Raw genomic sequence first — 23,139 nt, forward strand, 5'->3', positions numbered from 1 at the left:
ATAAAAAATACACGCATTTTTTAGCTGAGTTATTCAATGCTTAAGCTTAGACATGCTAAGATCATGACCATGTTTTTTATTAAAATCTTACTTCGGACATCTCATGAGTAAAGCTTTACCTGTTGTGGTTGCAGTCGTTTTAGCTGGTGCAGCCCTTGTTCCAATTTATTATGCAACTCAACACCCAGCGACTGAGCTAGGCACCAAAGCAGATAAAAATGCGGCACCTGTTGCAAAAATCAGTTATGCACTCGGTTATGAAGTTGCAAAGCAGACTCCACCTGAACTGGAAACAGGTGCATTTATTACAGGTTTCCGTGATGCGCATGCACAAAAGCCTGCTGCATATACTGAAGAGGAATTACAAGCTGCGTATATGGAGTTCCAAAAAGAATTACAACAAAAGCAACTGAACGAAACAAAGAAAGCAGAGGCAACAGGTAATTCATTCCTCACTGAAAATGCTAAAAAAGACGGGGTTAAAGCCACTGCTTCAGGTTTGCAGTATAAAATCATTACAGAAGGTACGGGCAAACAGCCTACCGCCACTTCTGTGGTGAAAGTTCACTATAAGGGACAGCTCACTGATGGCAAGGTCTTTGACAGTTCCTACGACCGTGGTGAACCAATTGAGTTTCCGTTGAATCAAGTCATTCCAGGCTGGACCGAGGGTCTACAGTTTATGAAAGAGGGTGGTAAAGCCACATTCTATATCCCAGCAAACCTGGGTTACGGTGCTCAGGGTGTACCAGGTTCTATTCCACCAAATAGTACCTTAATCTTTGATGTAGAACTCATCGCTGTAAAATAACTGATTAATAGGGAGAGCATGTGCTCTCCTTTATTTTGGAAGAAATAATGAAAAAATTAAGCCTTATTTTAATAGCTTCAACTTTTGCTACAGTCCACGCTGCCCCAATTACGCTAAAAAGCCCACAAAAAGATCAACTGGGCTATAGTTACGGTTATTTAATGGGCAAAGGTAATGCCGAAACTCTAAAAGACCTGAATATTGAAACTTTTGTTCAGGGAGTACAGGAAGCTGTTCAAGGAAAAGTCGCATCTTTGACTGATGAAGACATGGCGAAAGTACTCAACCAATATAAAAAACGTTTAGAGGCAAAACAGCTGATTGAGTTTCAGGAAGTTGGCCAGAAAAATGAACTTGCTGGTAAAACATTCCTCGCTGAAAATGCTCAAAAGACAGGCATCATAACCACCAAGTCAGGCTTGCAGTACCAAATTTTGCAGGAAGGCAAAGGGAAATCTCCAAAGGCAACCTCTACGGTTAAGGTGAATTACGAAGGTCGTTTACTGGATGGCACTGTGTTTGACAGCTCAATTGCCCGCAACCATCCAATTGAGTTTAAACTGAACCAAGTGATTGCTGGTTGGACTGAGGGTGTGCAAACCATGAAAGAGGGTGGTAAAAGCCGTTTCTTTATTCCAGCCAATTTGGCCTATGGCGATGTTGGTGCAGGTGATGCAATCGGACCCAACAGTACCCTGATTTTTGATATTGAATTACTTGAAGTTAAATAGTAAAAACCCTCCTGATGGAGGGTTTACTTTTTTAGAGAGCTATTAGGCTCTTAAATGTCTTGGGCGGAACCCAGTTGCCAATAATCCTACGGCATAGGCCACTACCCCAACGACACACAGCCCAACCACTTCAGCAATCCGTAACCACTGTGAAATATCGCCCTGATACCAAGTCAGTGCATACCAAAGCGCAGCAATCATGGTCAGGTTGGCAATGGTAAATTGTACTGCCAGTTTCTTCCAGTGCGTTCCAAAACGATAGATATTGCGTTTGTGTAAATAGAAATACAGCATACCTGCATTGACTAAAGCAGAACCTGAAGAAGCCAGCGCCAAAGCCATATGTTCTGCATGCCAGTCAATCAGTTTAAATAAACCAATAAATACCACGTTTAGAATAGCATTTGCCGCAACTGCCATTAACCCGACACGAACAGGAGTCTTGGTATCCTGTTGTGCATAAAAGCCTGGAGCAAACACCTTAATCAACATGAAAGAAATCACACCAGCACTCATACACTGCAACGCCAGTGCCGTCATGTGGGTATCTTCCAATGTAAATTCACCGCGCTGAAACAATGCCTGAATAATGGGGGTGGACAGCATACATAAGGCAATACTTGCAGGAATGCCCACCAACATAATGATCTTGGCAGCCCAGTCAATCATGCTCCTGAATTTGGCCTGATCCTGTTCGGCGTGGCGGGCTGAAAGTGATGGCAAAATCACTGTACCAATCGCCACACCGATCAAGCCTAAAGGTAGTTCAGTCATCCGTTCTGCGCTATAAAGCCACGATACTGAACCATCCTGCATAAATGATGCCCAGATGGTATTCAGCAATAGGTTGATCTGTGTGACTGACACCCCAAACAGTGCTGGTAGCATCAGCTTTAAAATACGGTCGACACCCTCATGTTTAAAATCAACCTTGGGTGGAATCAGTAGATTCTTTTTCCATAACTCTGGAATCTGGATGGCAAGCTGCAAAATACCCGCCACAACTACCGCCCAACCCAATGCCATGATCGGTTCAGCCATATATGGCGTTAGCCACCACGCCCCTGCAATCATTGCCACATTCAGCAACACAGGTGAAAACGCAGGTGAGGCAAACGAGCCATAACTATTCAGGATACTGCTGGCAAATGCCGTTAATGACATAAACATCAGATATGGAATGGTCAGGCGGAACATACTGACCGCGAGATCAAATTTCTCAGGATCGTTGTGGAAACCAGGCGCATACAGATAAATAATTGCAGGTGCGGCAACCATCGCCACAAAGGTCAGCAAGGTCATTGCGGTGAGTAGACAACCAAAGACACGGCTAATCAGGATCTGAACTTCGGCATGAGCACGGCTGGTTTTATATTCTGTCAGGACTGGAATAAAGGCCTGGGAAAAAGCCCCTTCCGCAAACAGCCGCCGAAAAAAGTTGGGAATACGAAAGGCAACGACAAAGGTATCAAAGTCCTTACCTGCACCAAACACATTGAGCAGCACCACATCGCGCACCAGACCCAAAATTCGGGATAACATCGTCATTGCACTGACAATTACAGTCGATCGCCACAATGCCATCGCACTCACCTACGGCTTATCTTTAAAAAGCGTTATTGTAATGAAAGTTAAAATAGATTTCGTTGTGAAATCATAAATCAGTTGATGTTTTTTCAGATAACAACTGACGGAACAATTGCCAGTCAAAATACAACCCTGGGTCGGTCTTACGTTTTGGTGCAATATCTGAGTGCCCTGCAATATGGTTCTGAATTTTTGGATAGGCTTGGCGCAGTGTTTTTACCACTTCTGCCAATGATTGATATTGTTCTGGCTCAAAGGGCAAGTCATCACTACCCTCAAGCTCAATTCCAATCGAATAATCATTACATTCTTTTTGAGCCAGATAACTCGAGCGTCCTGCATGCCATGCCCGATCATTAAAATTAACAAACTGAATGACCTCTCCCGTACGCAAGATCAGCAAATGTGCGGATACCTGCATCCCTTCAATGGTCTGAAAATATGGATGGATCGACCAATCCAGTTGATTCTGAAAAAACTGCTGGATATAGCCCCCTCCAAACTGGGACGGTGGCAGGCTAATGTTGTGGATCACAATCAACTGAATTTCAGCATCAATAGGACGGGCATTAAAATTGGGGGATGCAATCTGTGTTGCGCCTTGTAGGATTCCATCTTGGACTTGAGCAAATCTAGATTGTTGCATTGTGACCCGAATCAGCAATTTAATATTTATCCTCCACATTCTGACATGCTTTATCGTGAATAATCGAGATCAAATACTTATTTTTTACGAGGACAATGCTAAGATAAGCCCCAAGTTTTTTGGTCAACATCTACTGGAAATCGTATGAGCATCCCACAATCTTTGCTTGAACAATCTATTCAAATCAATATTCAGCAAGCATTACAGGAAGATATTGGGGACGGCGATATCACGGCCCTGCTCACACCAGCAGATGAACAGGCCACTGCGACCATTATTAGCCGTGAAGAGATGGTGTTGGCAGGACAGCCCTGGGTCAATGCATTGATTCAGGCTTATGACAATACCGTTCAAGTCACTTGGTTAAAACAAGAGGGTGAAGTGGTTGCAGCCAATGAAGCATTTTTAAAGCTTGCTGGTTCTGCCCGTAGTCTTTTGACAGTAGAACGCCCTGCATTGAACTTCATCCAAACCCTGTCTGCGGTGGCAACCAAAACCGCAAGTTATGTAAAACAACTCGATGGTTTACATACCAAACTATTGGATACTCGTAAAACCTTGCCATGTTTACGTATTGCACAAAAATATGCGGTGGCTGTGGGTGGTGGACAGAACCATCGTTTAGGTTTGTTTGATGCCTTTTTAATTAAAGAAAATCACATCATGGCAGCAGGCGGAATTGCTCAGGCAATTGCCAAAGCTCATGAAATTGCACCCAATAAACCTGTTGAAGTCGAAGTCGAAACCTGGGATGAGCTCAATCAAGCCCTTGAAGCAGGTGCCGATATTGTAATGCTAGATAATTTTAGTCAGCAGCAGATGATTGATGCCGTCAAACACGTTGCAGGACGTTGCAAATTGGAAGCCTCAGGCAATATCACCATTGATAATTTACGTGAAGTTGCCACCACAGGAGTTGACTACATTTCAATGGGTGTTCTGACCAAAGATGTGAAAGCCATTGATTTATCCATGCGTTTTAACGACTAAACCTGTTCAGAATCATCTCGTTTTGTATTGGCTTCATCTTTTCTCGCCGAAGCATCTGCAACCTTTGAGGTTTCAGATGTTTTAAGCTGTTCAGTCCAGGCTGACTTGGCTTGGGTTGAATCAGTTGGACGTGGGTCAGTAGCCATTAATACAAACGTCACTGCACTCAGAAATACTAAAAAAACCTGTAACATGATTATCCCTATTTATTGTTCCTGTTTTAATGGTTTAATCTAGCAGGGCAAAGTGAGATGAATTTGCTGGCTTTGTTACAACATAGACAGACTAAGTGAATTTATGTTGAAGAGCATGCTGTTCTGTCTGATTCTATTTAGACTTATGTAAATATCCGATATCAAACGCCCAGATTGATTAGGACAAAAAAAGGCGGTCTAAAGTAGCCAGACCGCCTGAACTATCAACTGGAAATTACCAACCGAGAGCTTGTTGTTGCTTTTGGATCAGTTCCTGAATCCCTTTTTCTGCAAGCTCTAACATGGCATTGCACTGGCTACGGGTAAACGGCTTGTCTTCTGCCGTTCCCTGAATCTCAATAAATTCGCCTGCCTGCGTCATCACCACGTTTAAATCCGTTTGGCAATTTGAATCTTCTTCGTAGCAGAGGTCGAGTAAAACCTCGTCCTGATACATCCCCACCGAGATGGCTGCCACCAGACCTTTTAACGGGTCCTGTTTAATTTTCTTGTTGCTGAGCAACACATTCATTGCATCAACCAAGGCAACCGCCGCCCCTGTAATTGCTGCGGTACGTGTCCCACCATCTGCCTGAATCACATCACAGTCGATGGTGATGGTGTTTTCACCAAGCTTTTTCAGATCAACCATTGCTCGTAAACTACGACCAATTAAACGCTGGATTTCCTGTGTACGGCCTGTTTGCTTGCCACGAGCTGCCTCACGGTCACTACGAGTGTGTGTTGAACGTGGCAACATGCCATATTCCGCAGTGACCCAGCCTTGCCCCTGTCCTTTCAAGAAACGTGGTACTGAATTGTCAATGCTCGCGGTACACAACACTTTGGTATGCCCAAATTCAACCAAAACTGAACCTTCTGCGTAACGGGTATAGTTACGGGTAATTTTTACCTCACGTAATTGGTCTAATGTTCTTTGGTCAATACGCATAACGATTCCTTAAAACTATGGCACAAATATAATTGCACCATAGTATAGCTCAATTACACGCGATTTCAGTTTTACTTATTCGTTACAATTCCACGAATACGCAATCCTTTAAGCAAATTTAAATCTCGCTTTTAAATTTGTCCAACCTTGCGCCAATTGTGCCGACATATCATTTGGCAATGAACATTTCGCCAAAGCCACCCACACAGTACCAAATTGCTTCATGAAATTCGCTTCGTTATAGTTCACGCCATATTCAGCACATAACGCCCTGATCTGTGGTGCTACTTGCTCATAACGATTGGCTGGCATATCTGGGAACAAATGGTGCTCAATCTGATGGCTCAGGTTGCCACTCATAAAGTGCATCCACTTACCACCTGTGAAGTTGCTTGAACCACGGATCTGACGTAAGTACCATTCTGCCTTGGTTTCGTTCTCAGTATTATCGGCTTCAAAGGTTTCTGCATCTTCAGTAAAATGACCATTAAAAATCACTGCCGAAGACCATAAGTTACGAATCACATTGGCTACAGCATTGCCTGCCAATACTGGGATAAAGTTAATCGTCGCAATCGCAGGGAAAAACACATAATCTTTGAGGACTTGGCGAGTCGCTTTTTTACGAAACTCGGCTGCATCTGCCCATGCTTGTTTCCATGTTTTAGTTTTGTAGACCAAAGCATCTTCTAAATGTAGGTTTTGTACGCCCACATACCATTGGAAAAAGAACATTAACTGTAATGCCAATGGAATATTGGCCAAATGACGAACTTCCCATTTTTGGTCTTCCGTGACACGTAAGATGCCATAGCCAACGTCATGGTCTTTGCCCACAATATTGGTATAAGTATGGTGCATATAGTTATGGGTAAAACGCCAATCATTTCCTGAACAGGTATTGTCCCAGTCATAATCTTCACCACGTAAACTTGGGTCATTCAACCAGTCAAACTGACCATGCATGACATTGTGTCCAAGTTCCATGTTTTCGACGATTTTAGATACACCTAACATTGCTGTACCCACTAACCATACAGGTGGAATCCAACCACCGAACATCAACATGCCACGAGATGCAATCTCGGTATAACGCACAAAATTACGGACTTTATAGATATATTTTGAATCTTCTTCGCCTAAATTCTGCATCACAGCTAGACGAATTTCTTCGACACGGCGACCAAATGCTTCAACTTGCTCTGGCGTTAAATGTGCTGACTTTGATGCTGCTTTAAATTCTAATGCCATATTCATTTCAATTATCCTCAATATTTGTTTTTATAGGTCAATCGTGACTGGGCTAAGGGCTTGGCTTACACATAACTTGATCGCACGATTAGGCTGATCATCAATCTCACCCGTAATCACGTTCTGTGTTACACCACTAACTTTGGTACAGCTACAGCGATTACATACCCCCATGCGACAACCATGCTGTGGGCGTAAACCTGCTTGCTCCGCACTACTTAATAGATTGGTCGTTGCAATAAAATTCTGTTGTGCACGGCGGAAAGTAATCGGTTGAGCTTCGTTAGACTGCTCAATTTGTACAGGTTGGAAAAATTCTTGATGAAAATTCGATGCTGCATCCTGTTGAGCATAAATCTCTTGTGCTTGGCGCATCATGCTGTGATGCCCACAAGCATATGCCTGTAATTCTTTAAAATTCGGAACTAACTTTTCTAATAAAGCGGTATCTAAATGCTGCTTTTGCTGTGCTGTATTAAAAAAGTGATATTTCAGTTGTGGATATTGTTTTGCTAAAGCCAATATTTCCTGATGGAACACTTCAGCGCGGTTAAAATACACGACATGAATTTCTTTAAGCTTTTGAGCAACTGCCTGTTTTAACAACGAGTAAATTGCAGTAATCCCAGAACCAGAAGCAATCAAGAGTGCAGATTGTTGTCCTTGATGCAGAACAAAATCACCTTGTGCCTGCGAAATCTCAATACTATCACCCACATGCAAAAGTTGCGCTGCGCTTGACACCAAGCCCTGTACTTTAATACCCAGACGAATTTCGCCTTGTGCGGTAACATCAATAATTGAGTAGCTACGTTGATGATAAACCCCGTGAATCATCAAGGTAAGCAAAATACTTTGACCTGCACGTACCGCAGCGATATCAAAGTTTTTGTTTGGTTTTAAAGTCAATAAAACCATATCTTTACTTAAGGACTGTACCCCAGTCACTTCAGCAAGGATGCGTTTCCATGCAAATGTCGGCTTGATTTTCTGTAAGATAAAATCAACAAAATCTTCTCTAACCCAATGTGGCTGATAGCTTAACTGTGCGTTCATAAGTTCCTCGTTTTGTATCTGGCTATTTATCTTGAGTGAACGTATGTTCATATAGTGAACATATGTACACTATATTTATTTGTGTTCACTGAGTCAACACTTGTTCACTAATTTTTTGAATATTCTTTATTCTTTTTATAAGTGGCTAAAAATCATGAAAAAATAAATGATTTAAACCTGATGCTTTTTGCCCAGCCACAATGCCATGGTTTTGGACAAGCAGGAATCTGTCTTATTTAGCAATGGTTGGGGCTAAAAAAGTTTTGTATTTTTTGCTAGACTCTGCTTATGGTTTTAATGGAACTTATTCATGTCGATTAGAGATGAACGAAAACAACAGAGTCGGCAGGCTCTACTGGATGCGGCACTTCATCTCAGTACATCTGGGCGCTCATTTAGTAGCATCAGTTTGCGTGAGGTGGCTCGCGAAGTTGGGTTGGTGCCAACGGCGTTCTATCGTCATTTTCAGGACATGGATACATTGGGACAGGAGCTGGTTGACCAAGTGTCACTCCATTTAAAAAGCCTGATCCATCAGTTGGGACAAAGCTATCTACAGCATGGCGGAAGCGCCAAAACCCGTACCAGCATTGAACTATTTGTACAGGCAGTCAACCATAGCCCGCAGCAGTGGCAGTTCATGATTGCTGAACGCTGGGGCGGTTCTGAGACGGTAAGAATCGCAATCGCACGGGAAATTGAGTTTTTGATTGAGGACCTTGCCATTGATTTGTGCAAGCTTGAAACCTTTAAGCACATTAAAGAGTCCAAGGACCTGCAAGTGCTATCCACCATCCTGATCAATATGTCATTTACATGGGCCATGACCTGGATCAACCTCCCGAAACAGTTCACGATTGATCATTTACTCGAACAACAGAAGCTGTTTATTGACAATGCGGCAACTCAGGTACGCTTATTATTCCGTGGCATCTCCAACTGGGAACCACAAAATGCCTGATCTTATCAAAGCTAAAGTTTGATATATAAAAGCATTGCTTAGCGTTATGATTAATAACACACTAATGCAAATGCCGTTTAGAACACTATGAGGAGCCTATAAGCATCATGAATCCTGATCGTCATACTCAGTTCTTAATTCGTAAAGAAAAAATTTTGCAGGTTGCAGAAAAACTTTTACTAGAAAACAACCAAGAAATGACCTTGGATGAACTGGTTGCCGAGCTAGATATTGCTAAAGGTACTTTATATAAACATTTCCGCAGTAAAAATGAATTACTGTTGGAACTGATTATTCAGAATGAAAAAGAAATTTTAAAAATTTCAGAAAAATATAACACTGATGTTAAGGAGTATGCGCCTCGCTATATGCTTTATCATTTAACCTCACCGAGTCGTACGATTTTACTGCATCAGTTAGAAGAACATCTGACCATGACCGAGTCAAAGCTGAAGCACCTGTTTGATGAGCTGTATGCGGTTCGCCAGCAACGTATTGTTTCACTAAAAGAAATGACTGAGAAATATTTAAAGTCACTTAACTATGATATGTCGATCCGTGACTATCTGTCCTATATCTGGTCCTTGACCTACGGTGCCGCCCTATTGCTTAACTCAAGCTATTACCAGCGTTCAATTGGTTCCCGCCAGAAGCTGATCAACCTCTATGTCAGTCAGGCGCTGTCACTACCGACCCAGACGGTACAGATTGACTTAAAAGAGTTTCAACTGGAACAGCCCTAAAATAAAAAGGACCGTATTGAACAGTCCTTCTTTACACCACCACAAACCCGTAAATTATTTACCGCCCTTGCGCTCTTTCTCAAGCAGATAGTCAACTACCTGGGTGACCTTGCCATCTTCACCTTGCACCACATATTTACCTGCAACCACCACCGCTGGAACACCCGTCAACTGGTATTGCTGTGCCAACTGATTAGATTCAGCCACTTTTGCAGTGATCGGGAATGAATTAAACATACTGTTGAACTTCTGCTCAGGCACGCCATAACGGGCGAAGAATTTTGCTTGTGATGCTTGATCAAAAATCTGCTGACCACCATCATGGATGGCGTGGAACAGTGGAATATGGGTTTTCTTACGTACACCTAGTGCCTCAGACACATAATAACCACGAGCACCCTGTTCCCACACCTTGTTCATTGCCGCTGGGGTACGCAGGAAATACACATCTTTTGGAATTTTCTTTAACCACGTTTGCATATGTGGTTCAAGCTTAAAGCAGTGCGGGCAACCGTACCAAAAGAATTCACGTACTTCAATTTTTCCCGCTGGCGCAGCTGTTTTACCCGGATTGGCAACCACGGTATAGTCTTTACCAGCAACAAAATCAGCAGCCGTTGCATTCATTGAAAACGCCATTACAACTGCACTTAAACCACTTAATACTAACTTTTTCATTGAGTTTGCTTTTCCTCTAAGCATTTTTCGTAAGTTTATATACTAAATATAAAACAAACACGACCAATTCGTTTTGCTTCTGTGAAGTTTTTTATTGGATTTATCGCTTTTTTTTCCAGAATCGCTACACTACCAACAGATTAAACCAAAATAATCATCCTAATATGAATGAGGTGACACCATGTCGCAGTTGAATGTTGATCCACAGGAAATCGCAAAATTTGAGGCCTTGGCTGCCAAATGGTGGGATCAGCATTCCGAGTTTCGTCCCCTGCATCAAATCAACCCGTTGCGCTTAAACTGGATTGATGAGCGGGTCGGTGGACTGTCGGGCAAAAAAGTGCTGGATGTGGGCTGTGGTGGCGGTATTCTGGCGGAAAGCATGGCACGCCGTGGTGCCAATGTGCTGGGCATTGACATGGGCGAGGCACCACTTGCGGTGGGTCGCTTGCATGCACAGCAGGAGAATGTACAGAATATTGAGTACCGCCAGATTCCCGTTGAGCAACTGGCGCAGGAACAGGCAGGACAATACGATGTCGTCACCTGTATGGAAATGATGGAACACGTTCCCGATCCAGCCTCCATCGTCAAGGCTTGCCAAAGCTTGGTCAAGCCAGGTGGTCATGTGTTCTTCTCCACCATTAACCGTAATCCCAAATCCTACTTGTTTGCGATTATCGGTGCGGAATATGTGCTGCGCCTACTGCCAAAAGGCACCCACGATTATCATAAGTTCATTCGTCCATCGGAAATGGCGCATGACATCCGCAATGCAGGTCTTACCTTAAAGGAAATGACTGGCCTGCATTACAATCCATTGACCAAGCATTACTGGCTGGCACCCAATGTCGATGTCAATTACATGGTTCATACAGTCAATACAGGTGCCTAATGAAAGCGGTTTTATTTGATCTTGATGGTACCCTGATTGACACCGCGGCGGACTTTGTCCGTATTATCCAGCAAATGTGCCGTGATGAGCAACGTCCTGTGGTGGAGGCGGAAATCATCCGTACTCAGGTGTCCGAAGGTGCACGTGCGATGGTCCAGCTGGTTTATCCTGAAATGGACGTAACAGACCCCGTATTTTTGGCGCATCGTCAGCGTTTTCTAAATACCTATGGCGACAATATCGTGGTCGACACCAACCTGTTTGAGGGAATGTATCCCCTGCTTGAGGAACTCGAAGCCCATCAAATTCCCTGGGGTATTGTCACCAATAAACCGCGTGGTTTAAGTGAATTGTTGCTGGCCGCACTAAACCTGACCGAACGCTGCGCGGTACTGGTGTGTCCAGAGGATGTCAGCAAAACCAAGCCTGACCCTGAACCGATGTATTTGGCAGCGAAACAGTTGAATCTGGAGGCCAGGGACATTATCTATGTGGGGGATCACCCACGTGATATTGATGCAGGGCGCAATGCGGAGATGTATACGATTTTGGCAGCCTATGGTTACCTGCCTGTTGAGTCCCGTGATGACCTGCTGGCATGGCAGGCTGATGCGATTATTCAAACCGTGCCTGAACTTCACCAACTGTTAAAAAATAAAATCGCGGTTTTAGCCGAAAATCAGGGTATGATGGGCTAAGCATACAAGATAACAATAGGAGGTATAACAATGAAATATTCAGAATATCAACCTCGTCCAGACCTGCTCAAGGATCGCATTATCCTGATTACAGGTGCAGGTGATGGAATTGGGCGTGCCGCTGCTATTAGTTATGCCTTACATGGCGCCACGGTTGTGCTTCATGGTCGTAGCCTGAACAAACTCGAAGTCATCTATGATGAAATTGAGGGTCTGGGTGCGCCACAACCTGCCATTCTGCCCTTACAGCTTTCAACCGCCTCCAGCCATGACTATGAGCTTCTGGTCAATACACTGGAACAGCAGTTTGGCCGCTTAGATGGTATCCTGCACAATGCGGGCATGCTGGGTGACCGTGTTGAACTGGCACATTATCCAATTGATGTGTGGGATGACGTGCTTTCCGTCAACCTGCGTGCGCCTTTTGCCCTGACACAGGCACTGCTTCCACTGCTGCAAAAATCGGCACACGCCTCGGTGGTGTTCACTAGTTCCAGTGTGGGACGAGAACCGCGTGCGCTTTGGGGCGCCTATTCCGTCTCCAAGGTAGCCACGGAAGCCATGAGCAAGATTTTTGCCGCAGAGAATAGCTATCCAAACATCCGCTTTAACTGCATCAATCCAGGCGGCACACGCACCGCCATGCGCGCCAAGGCCTATCCTGATGAAGACCCGAAAGTGCTGCCAACAGCTGACGAGATTATGCCTGCCTATCTTTACCTCATGGGTGATGATAGTTTGGACATGAATGGTCAGAGCATTGATGCGCAGGCCTAGGTTTTCGCATCAACCAACAATGGGCCTGAAACGGTCACAACCTATCGTTTTTAAAGGAGAACTGGGAGAATCTCCATCTTTTTAATGGAATAATGAATTGATCTTCACAGTTTCTCTGCATTTTTAGAGTACAGTTTTGCCATGAGAGACATCCGCCTAGGTGCATCATGAAAAAAGTTTTCATCATCTTGATATTAGGTTCAACCACCCTTTTCAGCAGTATGGGTAGTTTTGCAGGCCCGCATTTTGACCGTGACGATTCCCGTGGCGGTGGTTGGCAGGGCCGCAACTTTGACCGTGACGATTCCCGTGGCGGTGGTTGGCAGGGCCGCAACTTTGATCGTGATGATGATCCGCGTGGCAACTGGCAGGGCCGTCCAGGAGAGGAAAACCGTGATCGTGAGCGCCGAATGCGTCAGGAACGTGGGGTTGAACGCCTGAAGCAGCATCGCTGGCAGGCGGGCTATGTCATGCCTCAGCATTATCGTGGCAATAGCTACAAGGTTGACTACAAGGACAATAACCTGCCAAGACCAGGCCGTAACGAGCAATGGTACAAAATCAACAATGACTACATCCTGGTCAACTCGGATGACAACAGCATTGTTCGCATCATGGGATTCTAGACGTTTTCCCATGTGCAGGTCCAATAAACTTGGGCCGTTGTTTTAGGAATAGATTTATCTTTTCATTTTTTTCGTTAGAATCAGATTAATTGATAGCGATCTGAGATCAACATGGCGAACCAAATCACTGAAATATCACAGAGTAGCACACAGGATTATGTGCATTGGTTTCGCCATTCCGCACCCTATATCAATGCGCACCGCCATAAAACCTTTGTGCTGATGTTTGGCGGTGAGGCGGTTCAGCATAAAAATTTCCAGCACATCATCCATGATATTGCCCTGTTACATTCACTCGGCATCCGCCTGATTCTGGTACACGGCGCACGACCACAGATTAACCAGAACCTCACTGAACGCAATATTGAAACACCTTTCCACCAAAACCGCCGCATTACCACACGTGAGTCACTGCGGGGGGTGATGAATGCCGTGGGTTCAATTCGCCTGGAAATTGAGGCACTGCTTTCGATGGGACTTGCCAACTCCCCGATGTATGGCGCACGCATTGATGTGGTTTCTGGAAACTTTGTCACCGCCAAACCCTATGGCATCCGTGATGGCGTTGACTTCCAGCTTACAGGCGATGTCCGCTCAATTGACACCGATGCCATCCATCGTCATCTGGACAATCACAATATTGTGTTGTTAGGGCCAACGGGTTACTCGACCACTGGCGAAGTGTTTAATTTGCTGGCGGAGGAAGTAGCCACTAAAACGGCAACCATGTTAAAGGCGGACAAGCTAATTTTTCTGGGTGAACAGCAAGGTTTAATGGATGCCAAACAGCAGTTGCTGCGTGAGCTCAGCCCACGTCAGCTTGATCCCTATATTCAGCAATACCAAAACCAGTCTCCAGAATTGGCCCTACATTTAAAACAGGCGCAACAGGCTTCCCTGTCAGGCGTACATCGTGTACACCTGATTTCCTATGCCTATGATGGCGCACTGATTGAGGAACTGTTCACTCGTGATGGCATTGGCACCATGATTACCGATGCCCATTATGAGAAGGTACGGATTGCCAATATTCATGATGTGGGCGGCCTGATAAACCTGCTGCGGCCACTTGAGCAGGAAGGTATTCTGGTGTATCGCTCCCGCGAACGCCTTGAAAGTGAGATTGAGCAGTTTGCCGTGATTGAGCGTGATGGCATGATTCTGGCCTGTGCCGCACTCTACCCGATTCCAGCGAAAGCCAATGAAAAATGTTCTGCCGAAATCGCCTGTGTTGCTGTCGACTCCAGTTACCGCAAATCTAACCGTGGTAGCCAGATCTTGCAATTTCTGGAAGGCAGGGCCAAACAGCAAGGTATTCAGCAACTATTTGTCCTCACCACACGCACGGCGCACTGGTTTCTGGAACACGGCTTTAGCCCTGCCAGTGTGGATGACCTGCCAAATGCACGTCAGGCACTTTATAACTATCAACGTAATTCTTTGGTATTTAAAAAATCCCTTGACTAATGCCTCTGGAGATATTGTTATTTTTGATAATGATATCTCCACATCCTGTCTTTTTGTTATATCTTCCCTCAGCAAAACCATAGCCTTAAAATAGAAAAACACTAAAAACAATAGCTTATAAAAATAACGCTCCTTTTTGATATCTATACCCACGATAAGCATATCCAATATTCTGTTTTGCAATCTTTTAGATAAATAAAGCCTGATTATTTATTTTTTATGCAATAAAAAAAGTTTTAGTTTGATTGCTCAGCTTATTTCATCTTTTGATTTTCGGGGAGCACAAGCAGCATGGCCATTTTTATCAGTCGTTTATGGACACAACCTATCCTAATTACAGCAATGCTTGCCAGCTTGGTTAACATCACAGGTTGTGCAAAAAAAGCTGAGCAGCAAGAGGCCAAACCACAAGAAACCACAACATTAAATATCGGCTTTCAGAAGTATGGTATTTTGCCGATTGTTAAAGCAAAAGGTGAACTAGAAAAAAACCTTGCTGCTCAAGGCGTAAATGTCAAATGGGTAGAGTTTCCAGCGGGTCCACAACTTCTGGAGGGCTTGAATGTTGGCAGTGTCTCTTTGGGTGAGGCAGGTGAAGCCCCGCCTATTTTCGCTCAGGCAGCCAATCCAAATCTGGTGTATGTGGCCAACCAGCCAGCAGCACCTACTGCTGAAGCCCTGATTGTACAAAAAGATTCCCCAATTCAATCCGTACAAGACCTGAAAGGCAAACGTATTGCACTGAACAAGGGTTCAAACGTCCACTATTTATTATTGAAACTGTTGGAAGCCAACAACCTCACCCTCAATGACATCCAGCCTGTCTATCTTCCACCCTCAGATGCCCGTGCCGCATTTGAAAAGGGCGCAGTTGATGCCTGGGTGATTTGGGACCCATTCCTAGCTGCGGCGGAACATCAGGTACATGCGCGTGTCATTGCCAATGGCGAGCATTTGGTCAGCAATTACCAGTTCTATTTAGCGGACCGTAAATTTGCCGAAAATCATCCTGAAATTTTAAAGACCGTTGTTCAAACCCTGAACCAGACCACCGACTGGGTCAAGACCTATCCAGATGATGCCGCGAAACTACTGGAAAAACCAACCGCACTGGAATTTGAGGTGTTAAAAGCATCGATTTCACGCATGGGCTTCGGGGTTCAGCCCATCTCTGAAAAGGTTGCCAAGGAACAGCAATATGTTGCTGATGCATTCTACGCGCAGAAACTGATTCCAAAACAGTTGGTAATTCAGGACGCGGTACTCAAGAACGACATTAAGTAATCAGCAGAATACAGATCAACATTCAGCACAGTGTCTGCTCTGCCAAATAAATTTTTTACTTTTTCATAAGGAACATCGACATGAATATTTTCTGGTTTATCCCCACTCATGGTGACAGCCGTTATCTAGGCACCAGCAAGGGCGCACGTCAGGTCGATCATGCCTATATGAAACAGATTGCGGTGGCAGTTGACAACCTGGGCTATGATGGCGTACTGATTCCAACAGGCCGTTCCTGTGAAGACCCATGGATTACAGCTGCCAGCCTGATTGATGCCACCAGACAACTTAAGTTTCTGGTGGCCCTCCGTCCAGGCATTACCACGCCTGCGCTCGCCGCCCGCATGGCAGCGACTTTCGACCGTCTTTCCAATGGACGTATCCTGCTCAACCTTGTCACAGGTGGAGATGAACAGGAACTCAAGGGCGATGGCCTGTATGAAGACCACAGTACCCGTTACCAGACCGCTTCTGAATATGTCAAAATCTGGCGTGAAATCCTGACCCGTTCGCATACAGGTGAATCGTTTACTTTTCATGGCGAACGCTTAAGCGTCGATGATGCCAAACTGCTCTATCCACCCGTACAACAGCCTCATCCCCCGTTATGGTTTGGTGGCTCATCCGAAGCGGCGACTGAGCTGGCAGCAGAACAGGTTGATACCTATTTAACCTGGGGTGAACCACCTGCCGCAGTTAAGGAAAAAATCCAATATTTACGTGCCAAGGCTGCCGCTATAGGCCGAACCCTAAATTACGGCATTCGCCTGCATGTGATTGTGCGTGAAACCAATGAACAGGCCTGGGCAGCGGCGGATGAACTGATCCAGTATCTGGATGATGCCACGATTGCCGCAGCACAGAAGAAATTTGCGCAAATGGATTCAGTGGGCCAACAACGCATGGCGGCGTTGCATGGTGGACGTAAAGATCAACTTGAAGTGTCCCCGAATCTTTGGGCAGGCATTGGTCTGGTTCGCGGTGGTGCAGGCACGGCATTGGTGGGTGACCCAGAAACGGTGGCTGCAAGGATTCAGGAGTATGCGGATTTAGGCATTGATACCTTTATTTTCTCAGGCTATCCACATCTGGAAGAATCGATTCGTTTTGCGGAATTGGTGTTTCCACTCTTGCCGCTGAAAACACGCAAGAAACTGGCACAACCGCACTTAACAGGACCATTTGGGGAAATCATTGCCAACAACTACGTCCCTGAGACTACGGAAGCAAAAAATCTGGTCAAGGAGACAGCATGAGTGCAAAAGTTTTCTTAAACAATGTTTCACGTGGAACACAGCAGCTCGGCAAAGGCCTGTTACCGTGGCTGTTACCGATCTTATTGATCGTCATCTGGCAAATTGCCTCAAGTACAGGTTTACTGCAAAGTCGGGTTCTGCCCGCCCCCTCTTCTGTGGTCAGTGCCTTTTGGCACCTGCTCATCAGTGGTGAACTTTGGCAGCATGTCAAGGTCAGTGCTGGACGGGCTTTACTCGGCTTATTGGTGGGTGGGGGGCTGGGGCTAGTTCTCGGCTTGTTGAATGGCTCATCCCGTGTTGCATCAACGCTGCTGGACACCACCCTGCAAATGATCCGCAACATCCCTGCACTTGCCCTGATTCCACTGGTGATCTTATGGTTTGGCATTGATGAAACCGCCAAGTTGTTTCTAGTGGCGGTCGGGGTGTTTTTCCCGATCTATATCAATACCTATCATGGCATCCGTTCAGTTGATCCGCAGCTGATTGAAATGGGTAGAAGCTATGGGCTGAACCGCTGGCAACTGTATAAAGACATTATTTTACCTGGCGCAATGCCCTCCATTTTAGTGGGGCTACGTTTCTCTCTCGGTTTGGTGTGGGTATTGCTGATCGTTGCTGAAACCATTTCCGCCCAGTCAGGCATTGGCTATATGACCATGAATGCACGGGAGTTTTTACAAACCGATATCGTGCTAGTGGGTATCCTGCTGTATGCCTTGCTGGGGAAACTGGCCGATGTCTTTGCGCAACTGCTGGAACGTTATTTATTACGCTGGCATTCAGGTTATCAAAAATAAAAAAGGAAAATAAACATGAGCAACCTCAATCTAAACCTATATGAAAATAATTTCATCCAGCCCATTATTAAGCTAGATACCACAAACGCCCCAGCCAATGGTACAGATATCCTGATTGAGCAACTGTATAAGTTCTATGGCGAGGTCAAGGTACTTGAGGATCTGGATTTAAACATTCAGGCAGGCGAGTTTGTTGCCATTGTCGGGCGCAGTGGCTGTGGTAAAAGCACCCTGCTACGCCTAATCGCACAACTGGAAAAGACCAGCTATGGTGAAATCAAGTTCCAGTCCGCACGCAACTTCCGTGAGGGCATCACCAATGATGACATTCGGGTGATGTTTCAGGACCCACGCCTGCTACCCTGGAAAAGTGTCATGCAAAATGTGCAACTGGGATTGGCCAAAAGTCAGCGTGGGCTTGCAGAGCAACTTCTAGAAAAAGTCGGCCTAAAGGAAAAGGCTGCACAATGGCCTGCCCAGCTATCAGGCGGTCAGCGTCAACGTGCCGCACTGGCTCGGGCATTGTCACATGCACCGCGTATCCTGTTGCTGGATGAACCACTTGGCGCACTGGACGCACTTACCCGTCTGGAAATGCAGAACCTGATTGAACGCCTCTGGAAAGAACAGGGCTTTACCGCAATTCTGGTGACACATGATGTCAGTGAAGCAGTACAGCTTGCTGACCGAATTATTCTGCTGGATCAGGGGCATATTGCGCATAATTTCCAGGTCAATCTTCCACGTCCACGCAAAAAAAGCATTGCCTTTGCCCAGTTGGAACAACAGGTCCTTAATGCGGTTTTAGCCACCTAAAACCGCTTTTACCCATCTCAAAAACCACATTTCAAGAACAACAACCACTCGACAATTTCTCGCAATGACTGAGGAATTATTTACAAAATATGTCTTACCCATTTTAGATTTCAATAATTATCAAGTACATCGTGACTACTGGTCTGGCAATCCCTGCTTTTTCGATAAAAAATACGGTTATTTTGCACAAATCCGCCAATTTATCTTACAATGTCAATGACATTTTTTGAATCAAGCTCGCAGATGGAACAGAAAAAGAGTACACAAAAGCGCAATCAACTGCTGAATGCTGCCCTGGATGTTTTTTCCGTCTATGGATTTAGTGGTGCAAGTCTGGATGAAATTGCCCAACTGGCAAATATGCATAAATCCAATATCTTTTATTATTATGAAAACAAAGAGTCACTGTATGTTGAAGTGCTCACCACCGTAATGCAAAAGTGGTTGGCACCCTTACAGATATTGGAAGTCGAGCTTGAGCCAACTGAGGCCTTAACTCATTATTTGATGCAAAAAATCGAAAGTTCAAAAGATCAGCCAAAAGCTTCTCGTTTATTTGCATTGGAAATCATTCAGGGTGCACCACATATTTTACCGATTTTAAAAGGTCCATTGAAAAAGCTGTTTAAACGCAAAACCAAAGTGATTGAGACTTGGCAGGAACAAGGCAAATTATCCAAAGAAATTGATGCAGAATTATTAATTATCAATATTTGGGCAATCACCCAAAATTATGCGGATTTTTCTACTCAAATGGAAATGGTCACAGGCAAGACCCTGCGCAACCGCAGTATGTATCAACGCACCATTGAGCATACGGTACACTTGATGCTATATGGTGTATTGCCACGTTAAAACCAGAAAGCATTGATCAGGCCTATCTCAGCAGATAGGCTTTTTTATTTAAAAATGCGCCTGATACAACGCCAATAATTTTTGTGCGCCAAGCAGCAGATTCTCTTCCCAATCTAAATGAGCCGTATCATTGGCACCATCTGTAATATATTTGACTGAAATCAAACGCACCCCAAGCTTCTGGCACACTTTGGCGAGGGCATAGGCTTCCATGTCCACCAGATTACAGGATACTTTTGGCTGTCCTGTTTCAAAGGAGTCACCTGTACCACAGATCCCTTTAGGTAAATGTTCAAAATGCGGCTGAACATGGATTTCGGCAGGAATGTCCTCATCCATTGGGGTCACGCCCACGGCAAAACCCAGTGGTGACACATCCATGTCCCGTTGTACAAAAGTAATCACCTCAACCAGACTATGTGCATCGAAGTGCGAACTGCCTGCACTGCCTAAATTGATCAGCGTTTTGCATCCCGTCTTTTGAATCACCTCAAATGCCTTGAATGCTGCATTAATTTTGCCGATTCCACTGTAATGAACGTCAATACCTACTTGTTCAAACAAACCTTTAGATTCATTCGGTAAGGCCATAATCAGAGCAATATCAGCATTCATAAAAAAGACTCGTTCAAATCAAAATAGAGACACAAAAAAGGTGTGCTAAAGCACACCTTGATATTATTGCATCTTCTGCTGTAAGGCGACCAAACATGGGGAGAAAAATAATTGACCGCTGTACGCTCCTGCCAGCGTTTTCTTCATCACCAATGCCCACAAACCCACCAACAACAGACTTAAAACCACAGCCGCATACTGTAAGAAGTCGATATGTAACTGATGCGCCAAGTTAAAGATCGCCAAAATAAACACACCGAATGGGAAAGTCAGTCCCCACCAACCCAAGTTAAATGGAATGCCTGTACGCATATGACGCAGTGTGGTCAAAATCGCAATCCCAAACCACCATAAGCCAAAACCTAATAACACTAAACTTGCCACAATACCCAAGGCTGGCAGTAATGTCGCTAAACCTTCGAAACCTATCGCCTGCATGATTCGTGGCGCTTGTTCACCCAGTAATAATAACGCCAAGGCACCTGTCCCAATTGGCCCTAAACATAACCAGCTAGAAATCGCCACCTCTTTTTCAGGTAACTGGTGCAAAGCCAAACGTAACATCAAAATCGTTAAGATCGCAAAAGCAGGTAAGACAGAAATGCCCCACAACACATAGCCTGTGATCAAGATGGTTAACGCATGCTGATCTGCTGCTAAATGCTGTAATAGCAGCCCCGCAGAGCTAGCCGCAACTTCACAGGCCACGATCGGGAGTAACCATACCGCAGTCATCCGTTGTAATTGATGATCTTGGCAGCTAAACATACAAAATGGCACCACCCATGCAATCACCACTGCCAGAAACACATCCAGATACCAGAGATAGGTCGCTATCTGGATGGCAATATCACCATATAAATGCGTACCAAAAATGAGAAAACCATTGGCAATCGTCGCTAAGCCCATCGGAATCGCACCGAGGAATAAGCTCATATTCGGATGACTAAAAATCTGCTTTGCTTCGGTTGGGAATAAAATCCAGCGTAAGATATAGAGCACACTAAAAGTGCTAAATAACAGAATATTAAACTGCCATAATTTGGTCGCAAGCATAAACAAAACAGATGAGGCAAAAGGCAGCTGTGCTAAAATCATCGCCACCACACCCGTTCCCATGGTTGCAGTAAACCAATTCGGGGTAAAATGGCGAATCACATCGGTGTTCTGTTGTAGCTGATAAAACGGCTTTTTCATCTCTTTCTCAATATCAAGCGACTATGCAGCTATTTTAGGTCAATCATAAAATAAGAAAAATTGATTTATTTTTATTTAATGAATAAATTTAATTGATATAAAACTTCTAAATATTGAAAATTTTCTGTGTAAAAACACAACAACAAGACGAAACGCTGAGAATATGGCAATATATAGCCTTTGCAAAATCACTGTATTTAACGCCCATGAAGTTGCTTCGTCTCAACGCTTTATCGCCAGATTTTCAGTTACCCCCAACTGCGGTCACGATTGGCAATTTTGATGGTGTCCACCTCGGCCATCAAGCGATGATTGCCCAACTCAAAACGTTGGCTGAAGCGCAAGGCTTAAAAACATTGGTGATGATTTTTGAGCCGCAACCACTTGAATTTTTTAAAGCTTATGATGCTCCGCCACGCATTAGCTCATTACGTGAAAAAGTAGAATATTTAACTGAGCTTGGTGTGGACTACATTGCAGTTGCGAAATTTGACCAATATTTTAGAAGTTTAAATGCCACAGAATTTGCTGATCTACTTAAATTAAAACTCAATGCACAAAGCTTAGTGCTAGGTGATGATTTTCATTTTGGTAAAGACCGTCAGGGCAACAGCGAGTTTCTACGCAAATATGGCTTTGATGTCACCAATTTAAATACGGTGGCACTGAATGGAGAACGAGTCAGTTCAACCCGTATCCGTCAGGTTCTACAGCAGGGCGACCTTGCTTTGGCGGCAAAGCTGCTGGGCCGTCCCTACAGCATTACGGGACGGGTGCAATATGGCGACCAGATTGGCCGAACCCTTGATTTTCCAACCATCAATGTCCGTTTAAACCGCCATAAACCGTGTTTAAGTGGTATTTATGCGGTGGATGTCGTCTGTGAAAATGCCTCACTCACAGCAAAAACAAAGCACACTGATCCTGCTTTGAACGGAATTACAGGCTATCAAGCTGATAGTTTGTTTGGTGCAGGTCATGTGGGGACACGCCCAGCCATCAAACAAGACCAGCCAGAATGGCGATTAGAGGTACATTTCCCCGATGTTTCTGCTAATCTGTATGGCTTATTGATGCGGGTAACTTTCCTTCACTATCTACATGGTGAACTGAATTACCCTTCGCTTGAAGCACTCAAAGCTGGAATCGATGATGATGTGCAAAAATTACGAGACTATCGTAAGCGCACACCAGAATTTCCTTTTTAAATTTAAATTTCATTTGTAATACATGTCAGTTTAGACTGATAAAAC

Annotated in this window: 25 protein-coding genes; 16 read left to right on the top strand and 9 right to left on the bottom strand. The window is 44.6% G+C overall.

Annotation, left to right across the window (positions count from 1 at the left end; all coding sequences use genetic code 11):
• The first annotated feature begins 103 nt into the window (after positions 1–103).
• On the top strand, positions 104–811 hold the full coding sequence (locus tag F988_RS00455) for a BamJ family beta-barrel-assembly machinery protein (RefSeq protein ID WP_004680165.1): 708 nt from the start codon (positions 104–106) through the stop codon (positions 809–811).
• Positions 812–858: 47 nt separating this feature from the next.
• Positions 859–1,542: a BamJ family beta-barrel-assembly machinery protein gene (locus F988_RS00460; RefSeq protein WP_010589301.1), complete on the top strand. Its 684-nt coding sequence runs from the start codon at positions 859–861 to the stop codon at positions 1,540–1,542.
• 42 nt (positions 1,543–1,584) lie between these two features.
• Here the strand turns inward: F988_RS00460 and murJ are convergent, their stop codons facing one another.
• Both murJ and ampD read right to left on the bottom strand, forming a co-directional pair.
• Positions 1,585–3,135, bottom strand: coding sequence for a murein biosynthesis integral membrane protein MurJ (murJ, locus tag F988_RS00465; protein ID WP_171055698.1), 1,551 nt, complete (start codon positions 3,133–3,135; stop codon positions 1,585–1,587).
• A gap of 61 nt (positions 3,136–3,196) precedes the next feature.
• Positions 3,197–3,775, bottom strand: coding sequence for a 1,6-anhydro-N-acetylmuramyl-L-alanine amidase AmpD (gene ampD, locus F988_RS00470; RefSeq protein WP_004680171.1), 579 nt, complete (start codon positions 3,773–3,775; stop codon positions 3,197–3,199).
• 144 nt (positions 3,776–3,919) lie between these two features.
• Between ampD and nadC the strand changes: the two genes are divergently transcribed.
• A complete protein-coding gene (nadC, locus tag F988_RS00475; RefSeq protein ID WP_004680173.1) occupies positions 3,920–4,765 on the top strand; it encodes a carboxylating nicotinate-nucleotide diphosphorylase in 846 nt (281 codons plus the stop codon).
• On the opposite strand, the gene F988_RS00480 is transcribed toward nadC, so the two are convergent.
• The 4 genes from F988_RS00480 to F988_RS00495 all read right to left on the bottom strand — a co-directional run bounded on the left by F988_RS00480 (position 4,762) and on the right by F988_RS00495 (position 8,218).
• The gene (locus F988_RS00480; protein ID WP_004680174.1) at positions 4,762–4,959 is read right to left on the bottom strand and encodes an ABZJ_00068 family colistin stress protein; all 198 of its coding nucleotides are present in this window, start codon (positions 4,957–4,959) and stop codon (positions 4,762–4,764) included. The two genes, nadC and F988_RS00480, sit on opposite strands and share 4 nt — an antisense overlap.
• Positions 4,960–5,194: 235 nt before the next feature.
• A complete protein-coding gene (gene rph, locus F988_RS00485) occupies positions 5,195–5,911 on the bottom strand; it encodes a ribonuclease PH (RefSeq protein ID WP_004680175.1) in 717 nt (238 codons plus the stop codon).
• 108 nt (positions 5,912–6,019) lie between these two features.
• On the bottom strand, positions 6,020–7,162 hold the full coding sequence (locus F988_RS00490; protein WP_171055699.1) for a fatty acid desaturase family protein: 1,143 nt from the start codon (positions 7,160–7,162) through the stop codon (positions 6,020–6,022).
• A gap of 30 nt (positions 7,163–7,192) precedes the next feature.
• Positions 7,193–8,218, bottom strand: coding sequence for a flavin reductase family protein (locus F988_RS00495; protein ID WP_004680177.1), 1,026 nt, complete (start codon positions 8,216–8,218; stop codon positions 7,193–7,195).
• Positions 8,219–8,528: 310 nt separating this feature from the next.
• Between F988_RS00495 and F988_RS00500 the strand changes: the two genes are divergently transcribed.
• Both F988_RS00500 and F988_RS00505 read left to right on the top strand, forming a co-directional pair.
• A complete protein-coding gene (locus F988_RS00500; RefSeq protein ID WP_004675352.1) occupies positions 8,529–9,179 on the top strand; it encodes a TetR family transcriptional regulator in 651 nt (216 codons plus the stop codon).
• Positions 9,180–9,286: 107 nt separating this feature from the next.
• Positions 9,287–9,922: a TetR/AcrR family transcriptional regulator gene (locus F988_RS00505; protein ID WP_004675353.1), complete on the top strand. Its 636-nt coding sequence runs from the start codon at positions 9,287–9,289 to the stop codon at positions 9,920–9,922.
• A gap of 54 nt (positions 9,923–9,976) precedes the next feature.
• Here the strand turns inward: F988_RS00505 and F988_RS00510 are convergent, their stop codons facing one another.
• Positions 9,977–10,600, bottom strand: a complete 624-nt coding sequence (locus F988_RS00510; RefSeq protein ID WP_004680178.1) for a thiol:disulfide interchange protein DsbA/DsbL — start codon at positions 10,598–10,600, stop codon at positions 9,977–9,979.
• A 181-nt stretch (positions 10,601–10,781) separates the two neighbouring features.
• Here F988_RS00510 and ubiG point away from each other — a divergent pair, with 181 nt between their 5' ends.
• The 10 genes from ubiG to F988_RS00560 all read left to right on the top strand — a co-directional run bounded on the left by ubiG (position 10,782) and on the right by F988_RS00560 (position 20,074).
• Complete coding sequence (ubiG, locus tag F988_RS00515; protein WP_004680179.1) at positions 10,782–11,495, top strand: bifunctional 2-polyprenyl-6-hydroxyphenol methylase/3-demethylubiquinol 3-O-methyltransferase UbiG; 714 nt, start codon at positions 10,782–10,784, stop codon at positions 11,493–11,495.
• Positions 11,495–12,193 (top strand): HAD family hydrolase, encoded by a 699-nt coding sequence (locus F988_RS00520; protein ID WP_004675361.1) that lies wholly within the window; start codon positions 11,495–11,497, stop codon positions 12,191–12,193. Before ubiG ends, F988_RS00520 begins: the two co-directional genes overlap by 1 nt.
• A gap of 30 nt (positions 12,194–12,223) precedes the next feature.
• Positions 12,224–12,970 carry a YciK family oxidoreductase gene (locus tag F988_RS00525; RefSeq protein ID WP_004680180.1) on the top strand — a complete coding sequence of 249 codons (747 nt, stop codon included), beginning with the start codon at positions 12,224–12,226 and terminating at the stop codon, positions 12,968–12,970.
• Between the two features lie 167 nt (positions 12,971–13,137).
• Positions 13,138–13,596, top strand: a complete 459-nt coding sequence (locus F988_RS00530) for an RcnB family protein (protein ID WP_004680181.1) — start codon at positions 13,138–13,140, stop codon at positions 13,594–13,596.
• 111 nt (positions 13,597–13,707) lie between these two features.
• The gene (gene argA / locus F988_RS00535; protein ID WP_004680182.1) at positions 13,708–15,063 is read left to right on the top strand and encodes an amino-acid N-acetyltransferase; all 1,356 of its coding nucleotides are present in this window, start codon (positions 13,708–13,710) and stop codon (positions 15,061–15,063) included.
• Between the two features lie 291 nt (positions 15,064–15,354).
• Complete coding sequence (locus F988_RS00540; protein WP_004680183.1) at positions 15,355–16,347, top strand: sulfonate ABC transporter substrate-binding protein; 993 nt, start codon at positions 15,355–15,357, stop codon at positions 16,345–16,347.
• Between the two features lie 80 nt (positions 16,348–16,427).
• Positions 16,428–17,603: an FMNH2-dependent alkanesulfonate monooxygenase gene (ssuD, locus tag F988_RS00545; RefSeq protein ID WP_004680184.1), complete on the top strand. Its 1,176-nt coding sequence runs from the start codon at positions 16,428–16,430 to the stop codon at positions 17,601–17,603.
• On the top strand, positions 17,600–18,403 hold the full coding sequence (gene ssuC, locus F988_RS00550) for an aliphatic sulfonate ABC transporter permease SsuC (RefSeq protein ID WP_004680185.1): 804 nt from the start codon (positions 17,600–17,602) through the stop codon (positions 18,401–18,403). Before ssuD ends, ssuC begins: the two co-directional genes overlap by 4 nt.
• A gap of 15 nt (positions 18,404–18,418) precedes the next feature.
• Entirely contained in the window at positions 18,419–19,219 is an 801-nt protein-coding gene (locus tag F988_RS00555; protein WP_004680186.1) for an ATP-binding cassette domain-containing protein, read from the top strand.
• Positions 19,220–19,462: 243 nt separating this feature from the next.
• Entirely contained in the window at positions 19,463–20,074 is a 612-nt protein-coding gene (locus tag F988_RS00560; protein ID WP_026040037.1) for a TetR/AcrR family transcriptional regulator, read from the top strand.
• Positions 20,075–20,122: 48 nt separating this feature from the next.
• Here the strand turns inward: F988_RS00560 and F988_RS00565 are convergent, their stop codons facing one another.
• Both F988_RS00565 and F988_RS00570 read right to left on the bottom strand, forming a co-directional pair.
• On the bottom strand, positions 20,123–20,689 hold the full coding sequence (locus tag F988_RS00565; RefSeq protein ID WP_004680187.1) for a phosphorylase family protein: 567 nt from the start codon (positions 20,687–20,689) through the stop codon (positions 20,123–20,125).
• 63 nt (positions 20,690–20,752) lie between these two features.
• Complete coding sequence (locus F988_RS00570) at positions 20,753–21,886, bottom strand: TDT family transporter (RefSeq protein ID WP_004680188.1); 1,134 nt, start codon at positions 21,884–21,886, stop codon at positions 20,753–20,755.
• A 206-nt stretch (positions 21,887–22,092) separates the two neighbouring features.
• Between F988_RS00570 and ribF the strand changes: the two genes are divergently transcribed.
• On the top strand, positions 22,093–23,094 hold the full coding sequence (gene ribF, locus F988_RS00575; protein ID WP_004680189.1) for a bifunctional riboflavin kinase/FAD synthetase: 1,002 nt from the start codon (positions 22,093–22,095) through the stop codon (positions 23,092–23,094).
• Positions 23,095–23,139: the final 45 nt, after the last annotated feature.

It is taken from the genome of Acinetobacter parvus DSM 16617 = CIP 108168 (assembly GCF_000368025.1).
Classification (GTDB): domain Bacteria; phylum Pseudomonadota; class Gammaproteobacteria; order Pseudomonadales; family Moraxellaceae; genus Acinetobacter; species Acinetobacter parvus.